At 34.7% G+C, this 22,487-nt stretch carries 24 protein-coding genes; 9 read left to right on the top strand and 15 right to left on the bottom strand.

Annotated features, from left to right (window positions below; all coding sequences use genetic code 11):
* The first annotated feature begins 3 nt into the window (after positions 1–3).
* From E0W73_RS15575 to E0W73_RS15565, 3 genes are read left to right on the top strand one after another with little or no spacing between them, the layout of a single operon-like run.
* Positions 4–840, top strand: coding sequence for an endonuclease/exonuclease/phosphatase family protein (locus E0W73_RS15575; RefSeq protein WP_135222975.1), 837 nt, complete (start codon positions 4–6; stop codon positions 838–840).
* A complete protein-coding gene (locus E0W73_RS15570; protein WP_135222974.1) occupies positions 841–2,265 on the top strand; it encodes a glycoside hydrolase family 30 protein in 1,425 nt (474 codons plus the stop codon).
* Positions 2,266–2,279: 14 nt separating this feature from the next.
* Positions 2,280–4,514, top strand: coding sequence for a glycoside hydrolase family 3 N-terminal domain-containing protein (locus tag E0W73_RS15565; RefSeq protein ID WP_135222973.1), 2,235 nt, complete (start codon positions 2,280–2,282; stop codon positions 4,512–4,514).
* 42 nt (positions 4,515–4,556) lie between these two features.
* Here E0W73_RS15565 and E0W73_RS15560 read toward each other — a convergent pair whose 3' ends face one another.
* Together E0W73_RS15560 and E0W73_RS15555 are read right to left on the bottom strand one after the other, a co-directional pair.
* A complete protein-coding gene (locus tag E0W73_RS15560) occupies positions 4,557–6,578 on the bottom strand; it encodes a hypothetical protein (protein ID WP_135222972.1) in 2,022 nt (673 codons plus the stop codon).
* A gap of 163 nt (positions 6,579–6,741) precedes the next feature.
* Positions 6,742–6,999, bottom strand: a complete 258-nt coding sequence (locus tag E0W73_RS15555) for a hypothetical protein (protein ID WP_135222971.1) — start codon at positions 6,997–6,999, stop codon at positions 6,742–6,744.
* Positions 7,000–7,235: 236 nt separating this feature from the next.
* On the opposite strand from E0W73_RS15555, the gene E0W73_RS15550 reads away from it, so the two are divergent.
* Positions 7,236–7,991 carry an NUDIX hydrolase gene (locus E0W73_RS15550; RefSeq protein ID WP_135222970.1) on the top strand — a complete coding sequence of 252 codons (756 nt, stop codon included), beginning with the start codon at positions 7,236–7,238 and terminating at the stop codon, positions 7,989–7,991.
* Positions 7,992–8,070: 79 nt separating this feature from the next.
* Here the strand turns inward: E0W73_RS15550 and E0W73_RS15545 are convergent, their stop codons facing one another.
* The 10 genes from E0W73_RS15545 to ahcY all read right to left on the bottom strand — a co-directional run bounded on the left by E0W73_RS15545 (position 8,071) and on the right by ahcY (position 15,915).
* Positions 8,071–8,679, bottom strand: coding sequence for an alpha-ketoglutarate-dependent dioxygenase AlkB family protein (locus E0W73_RS15545; protein ID WP_135222969.1), 609 nt, complete (start codon positions 8,677–8,679; stop codon positions 8,071–8,073).
* Entirely contained in the window at positions 8,666–8,911 is a 246-nt protein-coding gene (locus E0W73_RS15540) for an Ada metal-binding domain-containing protein (RefSeq protein WP_135222968.1), read from the bottom strand. Before E0W73_RS15540 ends, E0W73_RS15545 begins: the two co-directional genes overlap by 14 nt.
* Positions 8,912–8,997: 86 nt before the next feature.
* Positions 8,998–9,711: a 2OG-Fe(II) oxygenase gene (locus E0W73_RS15535; RefSeq protein WP_135222967.1), complete on the bottom strand. Its 714-nt coding sequence runs from the start codon at positions 9,709–9,711 to the stop codon at positions 8,998–9,000.
* Between the two features lie 113 nt (positions 9,712–9,824).
* Positions 9,825–10,673 (bottom strand): bifunctional helix-turn-helix domain-containing protein/methylated-DNA--[protein]-cysteine S-methyltransferase, encoded by an 849-nt coding sequence (locus E0W73_RS15530; RefSeq protein WP_135223055.1) that lies wholly within the window; start codon positions 10,671–10,673, stop codon positions 9,825–9,827.
* Positions 10,674–10,804: 131 nt separating this feature from the next.
* Complete coding sequence (locus tag E0W73_RS15525) at positions 10,805–11,266, bottom strand: GNAT family N-acetyltransferase (RefSeq protein WP_135222966.1); 462 nt, start codon at positions 11,264–11,266, stop codon at positions 10,805–10,807.
* Positions 11,267–11,289: 23 nt separating this feature from the next.
* Positions 11,290–12,249, bottom strand: coding sequence for a Fic family protein (locus E0W73_RS15520; RefSeq protein ID WP_135222965.1), 960 nt, complete (start codon positions 12,247–12,249; stop codon positions 11,290–11,292).
* 41 nt (positions 12,250–12,290) lie between these two features.
* Entirely contained in the window at positions 12,291–12,623 is a 333-nt protein-coding gene (locus E0W73_RS15515; RefSeq protein WP_135222964.1) for a DMT family transporter, read from the bottom strand.
* A 44-nt stretch (positions 12,624–12,667) separates the two neighbouring features.
* The gene (locus E0W73_RS15510) at positions 12,668–13,744 is read right to left on the bottom strand and encodes a hypothetical protein (RefSeq protein WP_135222963.1); all 1,077 of its coding nucleotides are present in this window, start codon (positions 13,742–13,744) and stop codon (positions 12,668–12,670) included.
* Positions 13,745–13,867: 123 nt separating this feature from the next.
* Positions 13,868–14,413, bottom strand: a complete 546-nt coding sequence (locus E0W73_RS21475) for a hypothetical protein (protein WP_162847717.1) — start codon at positions 14,411–14,413, stop codon at positions 13,868–13,870.
* A gap of 185 nt (positions 14,414–14,598) precedes the next feature.
* A complete protein-coding gene (gene ahcY, locus E0W73_RS15505; RefSeq protein WP_135222962.1) occupies positions 14,599–15,915 on the bottom strand; it encodes an adenosylhomocysteinase in 1,317 nt (438 codons plus the stop codon).
* 351 nt (positions 15,916–16,266) lie between these two features.
* Here ahcY and E0W73_RS15500 point away from each other — a divergent pair, with 351 nt between their 5' ends.
* Positions 16,267–16,899, top strand: coding sequence for a 4'-phosphopantetheinyl transferase family protein (locus E0W73_RS15500; RefSeq protein ID WP_135222961.1), 633 nt, complete (start codon positions 16,267–16,269; stop codon positions 16,897–16,899).
* A gap of 273 nt (positions 16,900–17,172) precedes the next feature.
* Here the strand turns inward: E0W73_RS15500 and E0W73_RS15495 are convergent, their stop codons facing one another.
* The 3 genes from E0W73_RS15495 to E0W73_RS15485 all read right to left on the bottom strand — a co-directional run bounded on the left by E0W73_RS15495 (position 17,173) and on the right by E0W73_RS15485 (position 18,533).
* On the bottom strand, positions 17,173–17,571 hold the full coding sequence (locus tag E0W73_RS15495) for a group III truncated hemoglobin (protein ID WP_135222960.1): 399 nt from the start codon (positions 17,569–17,571) through the stop codon (positions 17,173–17,175).
* Positions 17,568–17,855, bottom strand: coding sequence for a hypothetical protein (locus tag E0W73_RS15490; RefSeq protein WP_135222959.1), 288 nt, complete (start codon positions 17,853–17,855; stop codon positions 17,568–17,570). The genes E0W73_RS15495 and E0W73_RS15490 overlap by 4 nt, the downstream gene beginning before the upstream one ends.
* Positions 17,856–17,936: 81 nt before the next feature.
* Positions 17,937–18,533: a Crp/Fnr family transcriptional regulator gene (locus E0W73_RS15485; protein WP_135222958.1), complete on the bottom strand. Its 597-nt coding sequence runs from the start codon at positions 18,531–18,533 to the stop codon at positions 17,937–17,939.
* A gap of 94 nt (positions 18,534–18,627) precedes the next feature.
* Between E0W73_RS15485 and E0W73_RS15480 the strand changes: the two genes are divergently transcribed.
* Genes E0W73_RS15480 through arfB form a run of 4 tightly spaced genes read left to right on the top strand, consistent with a single transcriptional unit; the run spans position 18,628 to position 22,484 of the window.
* On the top strand, positions 18,628–19,386 hold the full coding sequence (locus tag E0W73_RS15480; protein WP_135222957.1) for a geranylgeranylglyceryl/heptaprenylglyceryl phosphate synthase: 759 nt from the start codon (positions 18,628–18,630) through the stop codon (positions 19,384–19,386).
* The gene (gene pnuC, locus E0W73_RS15475; protein WP_135222956.1) at positions 19,379–20,002 is read left to right on the top strand and encodes a nicotinamide riboside transporter PnuC; all 624 of its coding nucleotides are present in this window, start codon (positions 19,379–19,381) and stop codon (positions 20,000–20,002) included. Before E0W73_RS15480 ends, pnuC begins: the two co-directional genes overlap by 8 nt.
* Positions 19,963–22,077: a DUF4301 family protein gene (locus tag E0W73_RS15470; RefSeq protein WP_135222955.1), complete on the top strand. Its 2,115-nt coding sequence runs from the start codon at positions 19,963–19,965 to the stop codon at positions 22,075–22,077. The genes pnuC and E0W73_RS15470 overlap by 40 nt, the downstream gene beginning before the upstream one ends.
* 2 nt (positions 22,078–22,079) lie before the next feature.
* Positions 22,080–22,484, top strand: a complete 405-nt coding sequence (gene arfB, locus E0W73_RS15465) for an alternative ribosome rescue aminoacyl-tRNA hydrolase ArfB (protein WP_135222954.1) — start codon at positions 22,080–22,082, stop codon at positions 22,482–22,484.
* Positions 22,485–22,487: the final 3 nt, after the last annotated feature.

Here is a 22,487-nt window from a genome sequence, read left to right as displayed (position 1 = left end):
AACATGAAAAAGATAAATACAATTTTTTTAGTAATGATGCTTTTGGTGGGCACTTCATTTTTTGGTCAGAATCTAAAAATCATGACCTACAATATTCGTTTAGATGTGGCCTCTGACGGAGACAATGCATGGACAAACCGAAAGGATTATTTTACTTCTCAAATACGATTTTATAGTCCGGATATTTTTGGAGTTCAAGAAGCGCTGCCCAATCAGGTACTTGAGATTGCTTCTGCATTGCCAAATTATAACAAATTTGGAATAGGACGAGAAGAAAACGGAACAGGAGAAGCTTGCACGATTTATTACAAAAAAGAACGATTTAAATTATTGGATTCTAATACATTTTGGCTTTCAGAAACCCCAAATGTAGTTTCGCGAGGATGGGATGCTGCTTGCAACAGAGTTTGTACCTATGGGCTGTTTAAAGATTTGAAAACTAAAAAAATATTCTACGTTTTTAATCTTCATCTGGATCATATAGGCGAAGTGGCAAGAGTAAAAGGTGTCGAGTTGGCGCTTTCAAAAATGGCAACACTAAACACAAAAAACTATCCAGCATTTTTGATGGGAGATTTTAACTCGGAACCAGAAACAGTTCAAATTTCTGAAACCAAGAAGGTTATGGATGATACTAAAGAGATTTCAAAAGAAAAGCCATTTGGACCATCGGGAACATTCAATGGTTTTAAGCACAACGAACCAGTGACATTATTATTGGATTATATTTTTGTTTCAAAAAACAGTGGACTCACAATTCAAAAACATGCAGTGCTGAGTGATTCTAAAGATTTAAAATATCCCTCAGATCATTTGCCTGTCTTAATAGAAATAGATTAAATGAAAAACAGCATCAAAAAACTTCAAATCTTGCTTTTGCTGCCTCTTGTTGCAGTGCAGCTAAAATGCGGATCTTCAAAAAGTGTTGGATCCAATTCAGGAAAAGTAGCCTCTTGGATTACAACAACAGATGAAACTTCAAAACTAAAAAAACAAAATGATTTAGTTTTTAGTTCAGAAACCAATTCAAACCCAAGCATTGAAGTCGATCCTTCTCAAAAATTCCAGACCATAGAAGGTTTCGGATTTTCTTTGACTGGTGGAAGCGCTCAGGCAATCTTAAAATTAGATAAGGTCAAAAGGCAAGCACTGCTTCAAGAATTGTTCTCTAGAAAAGAGGATGCAATCGGGTTGAGTTATATTCGAATTAGTATTGGAGCATCTGATTTGAATGAGAAAGTTTTTTCGTATGATGATATGCCAGAAGGGCAAACCGATTTAAAATTAGAACATTTCAATCTGGGGCCGGATCTAAACGATGTGATTCCGGTTTTACAGGATATCTTAAAAATAAATCCAAAGATAAAAATAATGGGTTCTCCGTGGTCACCTCCAGTTTGGATGAAAGATAACGGAAATTCTAAAGGAGGAAGTTTACAACCAAAATATTATGAGGTATATGCGCAATATTTTGTAAAATACATTCAGGCAATGAAATCTCATGGCATTGTCATTGATGCAATCACGCCGCAAAATGAGCCATTGCATCCGGGTAATAATCCGAGTTTGTTGATGCTTGCAGAACAACAAGCAGATTTTGTGGGCAATCATTTAGGTCCCGCTTTCGCGAAAGCTGGAATTAAGACAAAAATTATTGTTTACGATCACAACTGCAACAAACCAGAATATCCGCTAACGATTTTGAGAGACAGTAAAGCAAATCCGTTTGTAGCGGGTTCGGCTTTTCATTTGTATGAAGGCGATATAAGTGCTTTAACAACAGTTCATAACGAATTTCCAAATAAAGATTTGTATTTTACCGAGCAATATACCGGATCAGGAAGCAGTTTTGAAACCGATTTAAAATGGAATGTGAAAAATGTGGTGATTGGCTCTATGCGCAATTGGAGCAAAATTGCCCTTTCCTGGGGATTGGCAAACGATGAGTATTACAAACCATTTACACCAGGAGGCTGTACAACTTGCAAAGGGGCATTAATGATTGATCAAAATCAGAATATAAAGAGAGAAGTAGGATATTATATTATCGGGCATGCTTCTAAATTTGTTCCAGAAGGTTCTGTGAGAATTGGGAGCAATATAATTGGAAACCTCCATAATGTTGCATTTAAGACACCACAGGGACAAATTGTTTTGATCGTACAAAATGATGGAGCCTCAGCAGAGACTTTCAATATAAAATACAATCAAAAACAAATTTCAACTTCATTAAATGCAGGGGCAGCAGCTACCTACGTTTGGTAACCAAAACTAATTTCATGAAAAAAGTAACCACATTTGCCTTGCTGATGGTTTCGCTTTTTGCGACGGCACAGCAACAGACGATAGATCAGAAAGTAAATGATCTGTTGAAAAAAATGACAATTGAAGAAAAAATCGGCCAGCTTAATCAATACACTGGTGACAATCAGGCAACTGGGCCAATTACGATAAATCCTAATAAACAAGCCGAAATCAAGGCAGGTCTTGTAGGTTCGATGCTGAATGTCATCGGAACAAAATATACCAGACAATATCAGGAATTGGCGATGCAGTCGCGTTTAAAAATTCCGTTGTTATTTGGGCAAGATGTGATTCACGGTTATAAAACCACTTTTCCTCTTCCCTTAGCCGAAGCAGCAAGCTGGGATTTACAAGCAATCGAGCTAGGGGCACGGGTAGCGGCAGAAGAAGCTTCTGCAAGCGGCATTCACTGGACATTTGCTCCAATGGTAGATATTAGCCGCGATCCAAGATGGGGACGCGTTATGGAAGGCGCAGGCGAAGACACTTATTTAGGTTCTAAAATTGCCTATGCAAGAGTAAAAGGTTTTCAAGGAAATAAGTTAGGAGACTTAAACTCTGTAATGGCCTGTGTAAAACACTTTGCAGCTTATGGAGCGGGAGTTGGCGGTAGAGATTACAATTCTGTTGACATGAGCGAAAGGATGCTTTGGGAAACTTATTTGCCGCCTTTTAAAGCAGCTTTAGATGCTGGTGCAGCAACATTCATGAATTCATTTAATGATATAAACGGAATACCAGCAACCGGAAATGTTCATCTACAACGTGATATTTTAAAAGGAAAATGGAACTTTCAAGGATTTGTTGTGTCCGATTGGGGATCAATAGGAGAAATGGTCGCACATGGTTATTCAAAAAATCTGAAAGAGGCGGCTTATGCTGCCATTACAGCCGGAAGCGATATGGATATGGAAAGTAATGCATATCGTTATAATCTGGCACAATTGGTTAAAGAAGGTAGGATTTCTGTTGATTTGGTTGACGATGCAGTAAGACGTATTCTTCGTAAGAAATTCGAATTGGGATTGTTTGAAAATCCGTATCGTTATTCTGATGATAAAAGAGCAGAAAAAGTTTTAGGAAATCCTGAAAACAGAAAAGCAGCACGAGAAATGGCTGAAAAAAGTATTGTTTTGCTGAAAAACGAAAACCAGACTTTGCCACTTTCAAAAGATATTAAAACCATTGCATTTATTGGGCCTATGGTAAAAGAATACAAAGCCAATATGGGCTTTTGGGCTGTAGAACTTCCAGAGGTAAATTATGACAAATGGGTAGTTTCGCAATGGGACGGCTTGCAAAATAAAGTAGGCAAGAACACAAAATTATTGTATGCGAAAGGCTGTGAAGTTACAGGCGAAAACAAAGATGGTTTTGCGGAAGCTGTGGAAACAGCAAAAAAAGCAGATGTCGTCATTTTGAGTATTGGCGAAAGACACGATATGAGCGGTGAAGCAAAAAGCAGAAGCGATATTCACTTGCCAGGTGTTCAGGAAGATTTGGTAAAAGCAATTCAGGCAACAGGAAAACCAATTGTAGTTTTAATAAATGCGGGAAGACCGCTAGTTTTCAACTGGACGGCAGATAATGTTCCGGCTGTCGTATATACTTGGTGGCTGGGATCTGAAGCAGGAAACGCAATTGCGAATGTTTTGTTTGGAGATTATAATCCGTCGGGTAAACTCCCGATGACTTTTCCGAGAGAAATAGGACAGATTCCGATTTATTACAATCACTTCAGTACGGGAAGACCGGCAAAAACAGAAACAGAAACCAATTATGTCTCAGCTTATATTGATTTAAAAAACTCTCCTAAATTTCCGTTTGGATATGGTTTGAGTTACACTCAATTCGGTTATTCTGATTTGAAACTTTCTGCGACAAAAATCAAAAGCAATGAAAATATCAAAGTTTCATTTAAACTTTCAAATGTTGGAAAAGTGGCTGGAGAAGAAGTAGCACAATTGTATCTTAAAGATAAATTTGGATCGGTGGTTCGTCCGGTTTTAGAATTAAGAGATTTCCAAAAGGTGAAACTGAATGCGGGAGAATCTAAAACAATCGAGTTTATAATCGACAAAGACAAACTATCATTCTACAACGATAAACTAGAATGGACAACAGAACCTGGAGATTTTGAGGTTATGATTGGTTCTTCTTCTGCAGATATTAGATTAAGGTCGGATTTTGAATTACTAGCAAATCAGTAAATAAAAAACGGGGCTTTTAAAGGCCCCGTTTTTCTGGTGTTATTATTTCAGACGTTTCTTGAAGCTGTATTTCAGCATATTCAATAATCCTTGTTCGATAATATCAATTCCGATTCCGAAATTGCTATCAGCAATCGTGTGGTGCGCATTTCTAAACTCTTCAAAATCTTTCTGAGGAATTTCAAGATTTACCAACGGTTTGTAGTCAATATAAACCGATGCGCCGTTTTTGGTTACTTTTTTACGACTTGTATAATCAAAATACGGATTATTGATTGTGCTTTCCTGTATAGTATATTTTTCTTGAGTATCTATTTTTTCATCTGTAGACAAATTGACTTCATACTTTTCGTTATCGAAATTATGCCAGAAAGGAATATCAGTATGCATAAAATCACGAGCTGCATTTTTAACCATATTGCGGTCAAAATACATTAAGAAGCGGTTCTTCTGTGCATCTACAAAATACGGATTTTCGATTGTGGCATTATATTGAATCGTAAATTCATTCAATTTTTTATCATCGCTGATGATTTCAATAGCGGCATCTTTAAATATGGTTCGAATGTCAGTTCCGTTTCTGTCATTTGAATAATTCAAAGTATAAAATAAGAAATTATTCCAGCTGTCGATTATCTCTCTTTTATTGGTGTTTTTGAAATATTTACGCATATAATTGGCACGATTTGCTTTGTAAGTCGTAACCAATTTCAATTGTCCAGAATTATTTTTTGCAATAAAATCTACTTTTTCGTTAATACCGTAATATGAAAATTTGTGTGGTTCTCTAATTTGCAATCCCTGATTTTGTTTTACTTCTAGATAATGAAGGAAATAAATAAAACCGCGATTTTCGATTAATCCAAACTCATCTCTGCTTGTTGCATCAATAAAATAAGTTTCTCCCTTGTAATTTACTTTTACAATTACATGATTAAAAGTTAGCAATGACGGCCGATAATGCTTTATATAATGATCGGTATTGAAATTAACCAACACTACAGAGGAATCAACATTGATATAATCTAAAACAACTTTTAATAAAACCGATTTCGCTTTGCAATCACCTTGCTTGTTTTCATAAGTTACCGATGGTTCTTGCGGTTTGTGGCCGTTCATTTCATCAGCATTAAAAATATAGTAAACATGATTCTGCACATAATCTATTGCAAATTGCAGCTGTTCATCTTTATCGGCTATAGCGTCTAATTTCTCTACAAGTTTTGGAGCAAATTCTTTTAAGGAAGCTTTGTTGTAGATTTCTTCATAAAGAGGAGCTATATAATTGGCCAAATCTATCCAAGTGCTGTCGGTTGCAAAATCGATAAAAGGAGCTATTTCTCTGTTGGTATCAAAAAAGTTGATGTAGTTTTCTTTCTCAATCACAAATCTTTCGCCTTTTTGCAGATGTTGAATTTCTGGTTCTAAGACGTTTCCGTCTTCATCCCTAAAAAAGGTCTTTTTGTAAGCAATAGGATTTTTGCGGTCGTTGATAAAAGTAAATTTATAATTCCCATAAGCCCAGTAAGTGCTTGGAGTTACGTAAACATATTTCAGGAATTCTTTTCGCATAAAATCACGTTCTGTAAATACCTTTACACGAGAATCCTCGGTAATTAAAACATCATACAGACGTAAATCTTTGATGGTGATATTTACTTTTTTGTTGCTGCTCAGAATACCGCCTTCACTTTGATTTTCGCTATCGAGAACTTTAATTTTGGTATCTGCGATTTTATCAATCAGAACACCTTCCCTAAGAACGCTTATTCTGTGAATAATATAAGTTTCGTTCTCTTCAACAACAACATCTCTTACCGAAGCGCTTTCAAGATTCGAAGGCTCGTTAAGCGTATAAGCAACGCATGCATATTCGCTATTTTCGTTATCGCTTGTATAATAAACTTTATCGAGTAGATAACAGAAGTCTCTGCCTTCTTCAACTTGTTTGTTTGAGAAATCAGATTCTTTTATAGATTCAATCAGCTGATTGTCATTAATTTCTGGAGCCCAGTTTTCAGGTTTCTGAATTTTGTAATATTCTAATTCTATAGTATTGTCCATGCTTATAAATAATAAAATTTTATTGGTGTATATTCTTACTTGGGTGAAAACAAAAATAATTAATAATGCTTTATTTTGTTCGATAATTTTATAAAAGTTTAAACAAAAAAAAGCCCCACTAAAAAGTGAGGCTAGCGTATATAAACTAAAATAATTGATACAATTATTTCAGGACAGTACTAATAAAATCCATTGCTCCGATTCCTTTATAAGAAGCGTATAGTGCTTTGTCTAGTGCCTCGCGTTTTGCTTTTTTGTCTTTGGCATCGGTTTCATTAATCATTTCATTAAAAATTCTTTCTTGCTCCTCGCTGTATTTTAAAGAAGCTTCAAGAAGATAAGTCTTAGAAATAAAACCGAAAGAAGTCCAGATTTTGTTCGCAATTTTTTGATTGATATTTTTTAATGAATTGGAAATCATAATTTTTAGAATTAAGCATCTTGTCTTTTTGTGATATTTTTCTCAAAAAAAGAATCGATTTTAATAATTTATAATTCAAATGTGTTATAATGACGCAATGTACTTAATTTTTTGATCCGTTTTATCTTTTAAGGAAAAATTGTGATTTTTACACTTAACTCATTTTGACCAGTTAAAGAGGCTTTCTCAATAAAATGTTTAAATTGCAGCTAAAAGCATTCACCCTACAAAAACAGATGTTAAAAGATATTTTAGATAACAACCAAAATTATCAACCCGGACTTTCTATAGACTGCGTAATTTTTGGTTTTCACAACAATCAGCTCAAAGTTTTATTGATTCAGGTAGAAAATTCTCAAAAATGGTCGCTTCCCGGCGGATTTGTACCGCTTGATCAAGATATCGATACAGCTGCAATCACGGTGCTCAACAGCCGAACTGGAGTTGAGGGTGTTTTTTTGCGACAATTTGCGGTTTTTGGAAAAGTAATGCGAAACCATAATCATTTTGGAGAAGAAGTCCTAAAAAGGATGGAAATTTCAGATGAAGGAAGCAAGTGGCTTACACAGCGTTTTGTTACAATCGGATATTATGCGTTGGTAGATTTTTCGAAAATTGTTCCGAATCCGACTAATAAACACGAAACCGTAGAATGGATCGATCACAAAGAAGTGCCCGAACTTATTTTGGACCACAAAGAAATCCTCGACAAAGCTCTCGATACGTTGAGGACCGAGTTAAATTTGATGCCTGTAGGGTATAATTTACTGCCAGAAAAATTTACAGTTCCAGAACTTCAGAAACTGTACGAAACGATTTTGGACAAAAAGTTGGACAGAAGGAACTTTTTCAGAAAAATAACCAATATCGGAATCTTGACCAAACTGGACGAGAAAAAAAACAACGTAGCGCACAAAGCCCCGAATCTTTATTCTTTCGATAAAGAAAAATACGATGAGGTCTTAAAAAATGGTCTGAATCAAGGTTGGTAGAAATAAATTTTTACTCATTAAGAAATTAAGGTTTATTGAGTTCAACTTTAAATTTTCTTAATCTCTTAATGATTATGTTTTATTCGACAATGGTTCTGAAAGTCAAATTTACTCTTGGTTTTTGAGTAGTTTTTGTTGGCGGAAGCCTGTGCAGCCAATACGTCTGGGTTTCATCTTTCATGACCAATAAACTACCGTGTTCCAAAATCATAGAGACGGTTTCTTTGGTTTCTTTATGTTTGAAAGCAAATTTGCGTTCGGCGCCAAAACTGAGCGAACCAATTGCTCCATTTTTCTTTAAATCTTTTTCGGCATCGCTGTGCCAAGCCATTCCTTCTTCGCCGGTGTGATATAAATTCAGCAAACAAGAATTAAAGGTTTCTCCAGTTTTTTCTTCAATGATTTTTTTTAATTCTAAAAGTTCAGGAGTCCAAGGCAACGCTTTTTTGGTGGTATTCGAATAGGTATATTCAAATTCCTGATTGCCATACCAAGCCACTTTTCTTTTGGTTAAAATTAGTTTTCCAAAGATAATAGCCTCGTCGTTTTTCCATTCGATTGTATTGAGTAAAATATCACGATAGTAATCGGCCTCTTTTGGCGAAAACAATTTTCCGTAATAATGCACTGTTCCGTCTTTCGGAAGCAAGTTTGTGTTTTCGTCTGTTTGAGGATTAAATAAGTCCATTTTTCCATTTTAGATATTCAGGTTTCATGCAATGTCCACAAGGCCGGAAACCATTTTGTCTGGCTTCATTTTCTGAAGAAAAGAAAACACGATTTTGGCGTTTCATTCTTTTTCCCGAAGAACATTTTAATGTCCCGAAGATTTTTAGTTTTTGGTTGCCACCGAAACAAATTTCGCCTTTTTTAATTTTATTTCGAAGATCTGAATCTGAAATTTTGTTATGTTGAATCATTTCTTTTTTTAGTTGCAGAGGTTCAAAGTTACAAAGAGACAAAGGCTTTCAATCTTTGTGCCTTTGAACCTTTGCTTCTTTGCACCTTAATTTAACGCATCATGAAAAATAATTCCCAGTGTAAAACGTTCGCCTGAATGCACTTCGCTTACGCCGTGTTTCATATTCACGCGATAATAGCCTTTTGTTCCTTTTACAGGTCTGAAATTGGTTGTAAAAACCAAAACATCTCCCTTTTTAGGTTTTAAAACAATCGCTTTTGATTGTGCTCTTGGCGTTTGTTGCGTTAAAACAAATTCACCGCCAGTGAAATCTTCATCAGGATTAGAAAGAAAAAGCACAATCTGAATCGGGAAATAAACATCTCCATACAAATCCTGATGTAAAGTATTGAAACCGCTTTTGCCATATTTTAAAATCAAGACAGTCGCTTTTAATTGATCGTTTTCATGACATTCTTTTAAAAGTTCTTCATGCGTTTTAGGAAAAATGGTATTGATGTTCAAAGCTTTCATCCAAGCATTGGCGATTGGAGCCAGTTTCGGATAAATCGAAGTTCGTATGTTTTGAATTAAATCGGGAAGAGGATAATTGAAATATTTGTATTCGCCTAAACCAAATCGGTAGCGTTCCATTACAACTGTTTTTCGATAAAGATGCGGATTATCGTAATCGAATTTTAAGTCTTCACATTGTTCATTATTGAGAATATTTGGAATAATGGCGAATCCATTTTCGTGCATAGATTCGGTAATGCTTTCCCAGTTTTGAGAAGCAATTTTGGATTGTATATTTTTCATGTGATTTTTTGCCACGAATTGCACGAATTGCACAAATTTTTATGCAGTTGAATAATTATAATTCGTGAAAATTTGTGTAATTCGTGGCGAATAGTTTCGGTTAGTAGATATCTTTATTTCGAAGTTTCGGTTTGTGCACCTTCCCAGCCAATGATTGCTGTTTTACGTGTGTTTCCCCACATATATCCTCCAAGAACACCTGAAGATTGAATTACGCGGTGACACGGAATTAGAAAAGCAACCGGATTACTGCCAATTGCTGTTCCAACTGCTCTTGAGGCATTTGGTTTTTCAATTTGCAGGGCAATTTTTCCGTAAGTCGAAAGTTGTCCCATCGGGATTTTTAACAGGGTTTCCCAGACTTTCAGTTGAAAATCGGTTCCTTTTAAATGCAGTTTAATTTCAGATAGTCTGCTCCAGTCGTTCTGGAAAATAAATAATGCATTCTGTTGTACTAAATCGAGTTTTTTAGAAAACTGGGCATTCGGGAATTTGTCTTTTAAAGCAACAAATCCGCTGATTTCATCTTCGGCGAAAGCCATAAAACAAACCCCTTTTTGAGTAGAAGCAACAATGATATTCCCAAACGGACTTTCGGCAAAACTGTAATTTATTTCCAGAGTTTTGCCGCCGTTTTTATACTCGGCTGGAGTCATTCCTTCGATATTAACAAATAAATCGTGAAGACGGCTTGTACCTGAAAGTCCCGTTTCAAAAGCGGTTTCAGAAATCGTTGCCTGATTTTCTTTAAGTAATTTTTTGGCGTGCTCGATGCTGGTATACTGCAAAAACTTTTTCGGACTTGTTCCAGCCCAATCGCTAAAAAGACGCTGAAAATGAAACGGACTCAGATGCACTTTTTCTGCCACTTCATCTAGATTCGGTTGCTCTTTAAAATTAGCTTTGATGTAATCGATAGCTTCAGCGATGCGATTATAATTTATGGTTTCCTGTGTGTTCATCTTCATTCAAAATTATAAGACAAAGATCGATTGGTTTGTGCGGGAATAAAATCCGAAACTTGCGAAGTTTTTTTGTTTTGTTTCAGGTTTCAAGCTTCACGTTCCAACAACCTGAAACTTGAAACAAAAAATTACAATTCTTTCTCCATTTTATAATTAATCAATTCAACTCCTAAACGTATATTTTTTTGTTCAGTCTTAACAACAAAACCTTTCTTTTCAAAGTAAGGCCTTGCCGTTATGCTAATATCCGAAGTTATAATTTTGGAATGCTGTTTTTTGGCTTCCAGTTCTAATTCTGCTAAAATTTTATCTGCAATCCCTTTTCGTTGAAAATCTTTATGAACATAAAAGAAATCAATATAATTAGCGTCTTTTAAAGTTCCGTAACCTACAATTTTATCTTCGATAACAGCTAGTAAAACAAATTGAGTTTCGATAACGTCAATCCATCTTTCTTTATTGTTCACACCATAAATCCAAGCTTCTATTTGTTCTGTATTGTAATCATTTTTACAAACCGATTGAATAGTAGCGATATATAATTCCTGCATTTCGCTTAAATCTGAAATTGTGGCTTTTCTAAAATCCATTTTAAATTAATTATAAAAGAAGACTAAGATTCAACTAAAATATATTTAGCAGTGCTTTGATGCCCTATGATTGTAAAGAGATTCAACGTTAATCCTTTTTTTAAATCCCTGCTGGCTGTAGCCGCAGAAATATCTTTGAAAACATGCATATAATCTTTTCGTGTAAATTCCTTAATCCTTAGAGAGCAAAAATACTCCAAACGATCAATGTCTTTTATTGTTCTGTTTTCGTAATTGAGCACGTTCTCTAAAGATTTATTGATTACATCAAGCATGTATTCGATAAAACGAGTCGATTTCCCGCTGTTGTCACTCATCGCGAGAGACTTGTAATAACTATCTTGTGTTTTGCTGATTAACGTTTCAAAAGGAAGAAATTCAAAAACGGGATATTCTTCCATTAAAATAACGGTTTGCCATAATCTGCCCATTCTGCCATTTCCGTCTAAAAATGGATGGATAAATTCCATTTCATAATGAAAAACACAGCTTTTTATTAGGGTTAGTTCGTCCTTGTTTTTTAAATAATCAAACAAATCATTCATTAAAAACAGAACATTCTCATGAGGAGGTGCTATGTGCGCAACTTTTGATCCTTTGACAATTCCAACTCCCTGTCTGCGATATTTTCCAGCATCAGAAATAAGCCCTTTCATTAATGAACCATGAGCATTTAAAAAACTTTTTGATGAGGTAGATTTATATTTTTTTAAATCTTCATAAACTCTAATTGCATTTATAACTTCTAATACATCTTTTTGTGGGCCAATTACTCTTTTGTTTTCTATTAAAGCTGTTATTTGCTCTTCTGTTAAAGTGTTTCCTTCAATTTGCAGAGAAGAATGAATCGTTTTGATTCTATTTTGTTTTCTAAGTTGAGGCGAATGTTTGTCTAGATATACCGCATTTATTGCCCCAATCTTTTCAGAGATAGAACTTATCAGTTTCAAAATAGCAGGCGTAATGTCATACGGAGGTTTCATGATAGTATCATTTGATACTATCAAAAATAATGTTTTTTGATTTAATGCGCCGTGGTTTTAGAAAAAACATTAATCACAACAACTCCTGCGATGATTAAAGACAATCCGATGATAGCTGGTAAATCTGGAATTTCTTTGAAGAAAATGGCTCCAATTGCAGTAATCAATACAATCCCGACGCCTGACCAAATAGCATAAGCAAACCCAACCGGAATGGTTCTGATGGCAAAACTTAAACAATAAAAAGCACCGCAATAACCAATAATAGTGATGATGCTTGGAAGGAGTTTGGTAAATTCTTCAGACTTCTTTAATGCTGAAGTAGCGATGATTTCGAATACAATGGCAATGAATAAAAATAAGAAATTCTTCATGATTAACTTTTTTGCAAAGTTAACTTTTATTGAAAAGAGATGATTTAGTTAAGATTATCTTTTGCAGAAGAAATACTAATCAATTTATAGCCATTTTCTGTTCGCAGGAACTGAATATGATCCTGCTTGAAATCGGCTTTGTTTTTTGGATTGACGATGATGCTTTTTACCGGATAAAGCCAGTCTTTAGATTCATTGCAATTATTGAAATACACATTGTATTCAGGCGATTCAAAAATAAAAGGATTAAGTCCGTCGGTCGTTATAAAGTAATCTGTTTTCGGATTTTTGAGTTCCTCAAGCTTTAATTTTAAATAGAGGTAGTTGTTGCTGATAAATTTTTCTTTGGGTTTATAAATCCAATCTTCCAGAGGTTTAGTGTATGTAATTTTATCAAATGAATGTTTTAAAAGGTTTTTTTTGGATAAGTCAGAAAGCAGATTTTTCTTTAACCAAGCTTTAAATTCCTTGTCAAAATTTACAAAAGAATAATACTCTCCGTCAACCGCAAGAAAATTATCTCTTATAGGGTCTTTACTTGGTTCCTTTGATTTTTCTACAGAATAAAAGTCTAATTCATCATTGTAAGCAAAATTCTCAACTAAGATTTTATTATGAATATCAACTAAGAATTCTTTTCCGCCAGTCCAGAAAAAATGTTCTCCGTCTTGTTTTTTTTCTGCGTCCTTCAAAACGATAATCATACCGTTTCTTGCTTTTGTCAAATTGCTATAAATTGCTGGAATAATGATTTTTCCGTCGCCGTCAAACATTCCCATTTTATCTGTTTTGCGATCTGTAAATCTTATAAAACCTTCGTTTTCGCAGTCTGGGCCATTATCAAAAACATACAAGCTATCACGTCCAATTATTTTGCCTGATTTGGTTAAGTAATAGCTTTCCCATTTTCCATTTTTTTCTTCTGTGACAGCTATAATATTTTCGAATTTTCGTGCTGTTGTAAAGCCTGAAAATTTAGGCTCAATTTTAACGATTCCGTTCTTGTCTTTAAATCCAACAAGCGTAGTGTCTTTGTTTGGAAAAGACATCCAGATATCTTCTTGTGCAAATGCACCTAAATTTATAATGAGTGATAAGAATAAAAAAACAGCATTTTTCATAGAATAATTTTTATCAATAGAAATCCAGTTCAAGACATTGGTATATTGTTAAGTAATAACTTAAATCTAGTGTTATTATTGTAATTTAAGGACGTGATGTTTTTTGGTGCTACCTCGTAAAAATTACTTGTTTTGCAGTTTTTCTTGTTCTTTTTTGGCTTTTTCCTCTTCCTTCAGTCTTTTTTCTTCTTCGTGTTTTTTTACCAACTCTTCTTTTTTGATTTTATCGTCTTCAAGTTTTTTCTTTAAATCCTCAATTTTGTTTGAAACCTTCACGATGTCCTGTTTCGAATCAGTTATTTTTCCTTCTGATTTTGCTATTTTCTTTTTTGCCTTTTCGATTTCTTTTTGAGCATCAGGAGTATTGTTTGGATTTTTTTCGAGTGCCGCTAATTCGTCTTGTTTCAATTTTAAATCGGCTTCTTGTTCTGTGACCTTAGTTTGGAGTTTTTGGAGTTTTTTTTCCTCATTTGCCAACTTGCCTTCAGTAGATTGTATACTATGCATCATGTTTGACATAGTACGTTGTTGCTGTTGCTGCAGTAAAAACATTTGATTTTGCTGTCTTACCATGGCATTAGAAGCCTGCATTTGCCTCTGAAAACTGGTTTGTGCATTACTGATATAGGATAAAAGTAAAAGTGCGATTAAAGCTAGGCGTGTTCTCATATTGATTGCAGATATTGGGGTTTTACAACTCAAATGTAGGTTTATTTTTAGAAAACATCCAAAATTATTTGTTCAAGTTATGCGGAACCTGAGACTTGAAACATGAAACAAAAACAAAACCCGACAGTTCTTTTAAAACCTGTCGGGTTTGAATATGTATTAAAAATCTAAAATCTACAATTAGATTAATATCTGTAGTATTCTGGTTTAAATGGACCTTGAACCTCTACACCAATGTAAGCTGCTTGATCTTCTCTTAAAACTTCAAGTTCAACGCCTAATTTAGCTAAGTGTAAAGCCGCAACTTTTTCATCTAAATGTTTTGGTAACATGTAAACTTCATTTTTGTAAGCTGCGCTGTTTTTCCATAATTCGATTTGAGCTAAAGTTTGGTTTGTAAATGAGTTACTCATTACAAAACTTGGGTGACCAGTAGCACAACCAAGGTTAACCAAACGACCTTCAGCCAAGATGATGATATCATTTCCGTTGATGTTGTATTTGTCAACCTGAGGTTTGATTTCGATTTTAGAAGCACCGTGGTTTTTGTTTAACCAAGCCATGTCGATTTCGTTATCAAAGTGTCCGATGTTGCAAACAACAGTTTTGTCTTTCATTTTTTCGAAATGACTTCCCACTACGATATCTTTATTTCCTGTAGTTGTAATGATGATATCAGCATTAGCAATTACAGTATCTAATTTTTTCACTTCATAACCGTCCATTGCAGCTTGTAAAGCACAAATTGGATCAATTTCAGTAACAGTTACGATAGAGCCAGCACCTCTGAAAGAAGCTGCAGTTCCTTTTCCAACGTCACCGTATCCGCAAACTACTACTCTTTTTCCAGCCAACATTAAGTCAGTTGCACGACGCACAGCATCTACAGCAGATTCTTTACATCCGTATTTGTTATCAAATTTAGATTTAGTAACAGAATCATTAATGTTGATTGCGGGCATTGGTAAAGTTCCGGCTTTTACTCTTTCGTAAAGTCTGTGAACACCAGTTGTAGTTTCTTCAGAAAGACCTTTAATTCCAGGTACTAATTCTGGGTAACGATCAATAACCATGTTAGTTAAATCTCCACCGTCGTCCAAAATCATGTTCAATGGTTTTCTGTCTTCACCAAAGAATAAAGTCTGCTCAATACACCAGTCAAATTCTTCTTCATTTAGACCTTTCCATGCGTACACAGAAATTCCAGCAGCAGCGATAGCGGCAGCAGCTTGATCCTGAGTAGAGAAAATGTTGCAAGATGACCAAGTAACTTCTGCACCTAGAGCAATTAAAGTTTCGATTAAAACAGCAGTCTGAATAGTCATGTGTAGACATCCTGCAATACGCGCACCCTTAAGAGGTTGTTCGTCTTTGTACTCAGCGCGAAGTGCCATTAATCCTGGCATCTCAGCTTCAGCTAGTTCAATTTCTTTTCTTCCCCAAGCAGCCAGAGAAATGTCTTTTACTTTGTAAGCCACGTAAGGCGTAGTCGTTGTACTCATTTATAGTTTAAATATTATATTTGTATAATTACTTCGTCCGTTCGCCTTTCAGGCTCGGGTGTAAAATTTTTGCAAATTTAAGGAATAGCTTTTTATTTTTACTAATTTCTATAAGATTTGTGAAATCTTTAATTTATTAATCTTTAGAACATTAGTTTGTGAAATGATTTTAACCTTATAAGTAATATAAGTTCATTTAAAAAAGGTTTTGAAACTATTACCTTTGTTGCGAATTGCTTATATTTACTTAGTACGTTTTTAAGCCCAAAGTTATATTTTCTTATATTACTTATATGGTTTAAAATTTACTACCTAATTCATTTATAATTTACCATTCACAATTAAAAAGAAATGCCTCTATTTCAGACCATACAGTTCAATGAAACTACTAAAATTTTAATTTGGAAAATTACCGAATCTTTTGATGAATTGTACAGTCAGGTTTCTTTGAAGGAGAAAACGCAGCGCAGATTGGACGGAATGAAGTCTGAAATGCATCAACGTGCTTTTTTAAGTGTTCGTATGCTAATTCAAGAAATGGGCTTTACCGATAAAGATCTGCATTATGATGAATTCGGGAAACCCTATTTCGATTGTCATAATTATATTTCGATTACGCATTCGCACAATTTTGCGGCTATAATCATCAGCGAAGAAACGGTCGGAATTGATATGGAATTGCAACGCGAAAAAATCATTAGAATCGCAGACAAATTTACAGATTACGAATGCGATTACCTAAAACCAGATGAGGTTGAAGAATACATCAAAAAGCTAACGGTAATTTGGGGTGCTAAAGAAGCAATTTTTAAAATCAGAAACGAAAAAGGAATTAGTTTCAAAGATCATATTCGTGTGAATGATTTCTCTTTAAATAAAAAACAGACTTCGGCGAGTCTGTATTTTGATGATTTGATTAAGGATTTTGAGGTGCATTATCTCGAAATCGAAAATTTTACATTGGTATATGCGTTTGAGAAATAGAAAAATAATAATAAAAAACTCGTTGGGTGAAATTATTTTCAACACATAGAAACATAGTTTAACTAAACTTAAAAAAGGCGTTTCACTAGTCTAAATGCACATAGTTTAGCTATGTTTGGAAACTTGTTTCTTCCATTTTCTTTTTTCGGCACAAAAAACTATGCTTCTATGTGTTAAAATGCTTTTGTTTTTTTAATTACACCCAACGGGTTAATAAAAAATTTCAAATTCCAAATTCCAAATTCCAAATTCCAAATTCCAAATTTTTGATTTTTAGACTTCACTTTCTTTTTGGCGATGCTGAAACATGCTTAAAAACAAAAAAGTACTCATTTTTTGAGCGCGTCTTTTTAAGGTTTCGGCGTTTTCGCCTTCAAAATGTTCATCAATGGTTTGAAACCAGTGATTGAGCCAGATTCCGAATTCGTTTGCTGTGATTTTTTCACCAAAATGAGCATCTACTTCATTGTGTACAGCATGTGGATTTCCTTTGTATTTGCGAATTCCAAACAGATTGGTTTCCCAAAAATCAGTTAGTTTTTCGAGATGTGCCTCCCAATCCGAAATCATTTCGTTAAAATAAAAGCCGATTTCTGCATCGGCCCTTATTTTATCATAAAACTGATTTACCAGAAAAGAAATGTCAGTTCTGTTTTCTATTTGTTTTTTCACAGAAAAAGCGTGTTTAATAAAATAAAAAATACACTTAAAACTGAACTCAAAAGTAATAGATTAAAAACTACTTTATGTTTCATTTGTGCCAAGATTGAAGTGTTTACAAAGATACAAGCTAAAACGATAATTGCCAGCTGGATCATTTGAAAAATAGAAGTTCCGTTTGATAAAACATACATTGCGGCAGCACCTCCTAAACAGCTTTGCCCAATTACAGCCATTGCAGCTGATCCCATGTAGTTTTTATTGAAAATGTCGAATGTTGTTTGATATAGTGTCATGATATTCAGATTTTTATATGACAAAGATACGTCCACTATACCGCTGCATTTTATGACTTTAATCATAAAACCAGAACTTTTTTATCTGTATACTTTTCGATTAATAATCTTTAATTTTCCTTTTTTTTCTAACGTTTTTATAGTTCTGATGACGGTTTCTACTCGCAATCCCGTCAAATCGCCGATTTGTTGTCTTGTAAAATTAATTAAGTATCCGTTATGGTCTTTTTTAAAATCAAAATGAGTAATTCCGTAATCGATTAATTTTAGAACACGATGCTCTGGTTCCTGAGTTGACATTTCGGCTGCCATAACCGATTTGTAATATAACCGTTGCGCCAAATTCTTGATTATTTTTATGCTGACTGTAGGGTTTTCTTCAAGAAGTTTCATGAAATTAGCTTTCGGAAGCATAAATATTTCACTGTCCTCAACAGCAATGGCATTAGCAGGATATTTTTGATTTAAGAATAAAGGAGGCTCGCCAAAAGACTGGTCTTTATAAAAGATTCCCTGAATAAATTCGCGTCCATCATCATTATAGTTGCTCATTTTTATTTCGCCCGAAATAATCTGATAGTAATGCAACGGCAGATTGCCTTCTTCAAAAATGGTTTCGTTTTTGCCGATTGCTTTTTTTACAGCGTTATATTTTTCTAATAAATCAGATGTAATCATATCGTGTCTTTTGCGTTATAAAAAGCCAATAGACAAATATAATTCATTCAAAATAGTTCTTCTGCATCAAAAAACTTTTACTTTTACACTCTGTATGCAAAAACAAATATTTACGATTCGACAACAAATTTTAGAAGCCAAAAAAAAAGGCCAGAAATTGCTGGCAGTGCTTTTGGATCCTGATAAAATTGTATTGGAAAACCTAACCGAGCTGATTGAGAAAATCAATCACTCTCCTGCAACGCATATTTTTGTGGGAGGAAGTATTGTACAGACCGATATTTTAGAAGAATTGATTTCGGCACTAAAACAAAAAACTTCGCTTCCGGTTGTTTTGTTTCCGGGAGATCCCTCCCAGATTTCGCCTCAAGCCGATGCAATTTTGTTTTTGTCGTTATTATCGGGCAGAAATCCAGACTATTTGATAGAATACCAAGTGCAGGCAGCGCCAATCCTGAAAAAAACCAAGCTTGAAGTCATTTCAACAGGTTATATTTTAATAGAAAGCGGGAGCGAGACAGCTGTTGAAAGAGTAAGCAAAACAAAGCCTCTTCAACGAGATAACATAAATCTGGCATTGGCAACAGCGCAGGCTGGAGAAATGCTCGGAAACCATATTATTTATCTTGAAGCCGGAAGTGGCGCCAAACAAGCTGTTCCGCTCGAAATGATTGAGACAATTGCTCAAAATATAGAAATTCCTGTTATTGTTGGAGGCGGAATTGTAGATTTGCATGGAATTCAGAAAGCATACAACGCTGGTGCAGATTTAGTAGTTATTGGAACTGCTTTTGAAAATAACAGCCATTTTTTTGAATCAGCTTTAGTAACCCAAAATGGCCACAATGATTGATTTTTTTCTTGAAAGTTATAAAAACGCACCGCTTTGGCATATTATTCTGGAATTTTTGGTTTTTGTCTGCGGTATTTTAAGTGTCTGGTTTGCCAAAAAAGAAAACATTTGGGTATATCCGACTGGATTAATTGCCACAGTAATTTCGGTATACCTATTGTACGTCGCTGGTTACATCGGAGATATGATTATCAATGCGTACTTTTCGATAATGAGCATTTACGGTTGGTATGTATGGGCAAAAGGAGGAACAGTAGAAGATAATCTGCCGATAACGAGAACCACCTTAAACGAAAAAATTGGCGGCATAGTATTGTTTATCGTTACCATTTTTGTAGTTTTCGGAATTTATAAATATTTTGATTACGAGATAAAAGCAGACAATTATGTCGATATGATTTCGTCGGGGATATTTTTTGCAGGAATGTGGTACATGGCCAGAAAAAAAATCGAAAACTGGACACTTTGGATTATTGGTGATATCATTGTAGTGCCACTTTATGCTTATAGAGGTTTGGGCATGCTTTCGCTACAATATTTAATTTTTACAATTTTGGCTGTATCGGCTTATATAGAATGGAGAAAAATCTTAAACAGCAAAAATCGACAATCATAAGAATTGCCTTGTTTGGTCCTGAAAGTACAGGGAAAACAACTTTGGCAAAACAGCTTGCTGCACATTATAAAACAGAATGGGTTCCAGAATTTGCTCGTGATTACTTACAGCAAAGATGGGAAGAGAATCAGCATATCTGCGATGCGTCGGATATGATGCCTATCGCGTACGGCCAAACCGCATTAGAAAATGAAAAACTTGCTGATGCAGATACATATCTTTTTTGTGACACCAACCTTCTGGTAACCAAAGTTTTCTCTGAAATTTATTATGGATTTTGTGAACCTGCCCTTTATGACGCAGCTCTAAAACACGATTATGATCTTATATTTCTAACCAATATAGATGTTCCTTGGGAAAAAGATGACATTAGAGATAAAGCAGAAGGGCGAGAAACTGTTTTTTCGGTATTCAAGCAAACACTTATCGACCATAATAAGCCTTTTGTAACCCTTTCTGGCAATAAGGAGCAACGATTAGAAAATGCTGTGTCAATTATCAATGATTTGACTCTAGCCAAAGAAAAGGGATTTTCTTCGCTAGATTTTGTTGAAATATATAACCACGGTGCTGCATTTGGTAATATCCTTAAGCAATTGGAAATTTTTGAGAACGGAATTGCAAAAAGTAATCTGATAAGTCATGCAGGTTTGAATAATGGAATTTTGGATTTGTCTAAAACTGCATTTGAGGAAAATGCTGCTTTTTTTGATGCCGAAAAGTCAAAATTTAAGCTTAAAAAATTTGTTCCAGCTTCTGGTGCAGCAAGCAGGATGTTTAAGTTCTTGACAGCTTTCCTAAATGATTTTAAAATAGGCGAGGAGACAATCAATGCTTATATCAATCGAAAAAAAGATACAGAACTTGCTGTTTTTATTGTCGGAATGGAAAAATTCCCATTTTTTAAGGCAGCTGATAAAAAGTTAAGAGAAATTTATCTCGATTTTGAATCTCTGGACAGGGACTACAAAAATTATTACTTTATTAAATTGTTGCTGTCTCCTGATTATTTTGATTTTGCTAATAAACCAAAAGCGGTGCTGCCGTTTCACGAATATGTAAGCCACATTGCCAATCCAATTGAGGAGCACCTGAATGAGTGTGTTCATTATGCGACTGCTGACGAAATTTCGAACCTGCATTTTACAGTTTCTGAAGCACATCAGCATTTGTTTGAAAATGAATGCGTGCCTTTAAAAGACAAAATTGAAAATGAATCGGGAACAAGAATCAATATTCAGTATTCTTATCAAAGCAAAAAGACAGATTCGATTACAGTCGATTTAAAGAACAAGCTGTTTCGCGATAAAAAAGAGAAAGTTGTATTTAGACCAGGCGGACATGGAGCTTTAATTGAGAATCTTAACAATCTTGAAGCCGACATCATTTTTATAAAAAACATCGATAATGTGATTCAGAATCATATTGACGAAATCACATTGTACAAAAAAGCTTTGGCTGGGATTTTAATAAAAGTACAACAAAAGGTTTTTGGTTACTTAAATCAGATTGAACAACAGGAAGTTAAAGAGGCAACTATTGAAGAAATTGTGTCGTTTTTAAAACAGCAACTGAACACAGAAATTTCAAACGACTTTAACAAGTTTACCCCAGAAAATAAAATTTCGAAACTCAAAGAGCTTCTGGATAGACCAATACGTGTATGCGGAATGGTAAAAAACGAAGGAGAACCCGGCGGTGGTCCGTTTTGGGTCATGAATGACAAAGGGGTGACTTCATTGCAGATTGTTGAAACTTCTCAAGTTGATTTAACCAATAAGAAACAGGTTGAAATTTTTGCAAAAGCGACTCATTTTAATCCAGTTGATTTGGTCTGCGGTATCAGGAATTATAAAAATGAAAAATTTGACCTGCAGAAATTTGTGGATCAAAAAACGGGCTTTATAGCAGAAAAAAGCGTTGATGGTAAAGTGGTGCGAAACTATGAACTTCCAGGATTATGGAATGGTTCTATGGCTGGCTGGCTTACTATTTTTGCTGCTGTTCCCTTAATTACCTTTAATCCCGTAAAAACAGTCAATGATTTGTTGAAACCCGCACATCAGCCTCAATAAACATGGAAGCAGAAAAAATCATATCAGAATTAGGTTTTAAGGCCGTCCGCAGCAGCGGTTCTGGTGGACAAAACGTAAACAAAGTTTCTTCAAAAGTGATTTTATCTTTTGATTTGAATGCTTCTCAGGCTTTAGCAGATGAAGAAAAACTGATTTTACAGCATAATTTGGCTTCGAGACTTACTTCTGAAAATATTTTGATTCTGAGTTGTGATGAAGACAGAAGCCAACTTAAAAATAAAGAAATCGTGACAAAACGCTTTTTAGAGATTATAAAGAAAGGGCTGTATGTTCCTAAAATCCGAAAAGCAACTAAAGTTCCCAAAGCTGCAGTTAAAAAACGAATCAAAGACAAAAAGAACCTTTCTGCAATTAAACAGTCAAGAAAGAAACCTGATGTTGAGTAATCG

The sequence above is a fragment of the Flavobacterium foetidum genome (assembly GCF_004634245.1).
Taxonomy (GTDB): domain Bacteria; phylum Bacteroidota; class Bacteroidia; order Flavobacteriales; family Flavobacteriaceae; genus Flavobacterium; species Flavobacterium foetidum.
The sequence above is the reverse complement of the archived record's forward strand: the minus strand, read 5'-3'. Positions and strand labels throughout refer to the sequence as shown.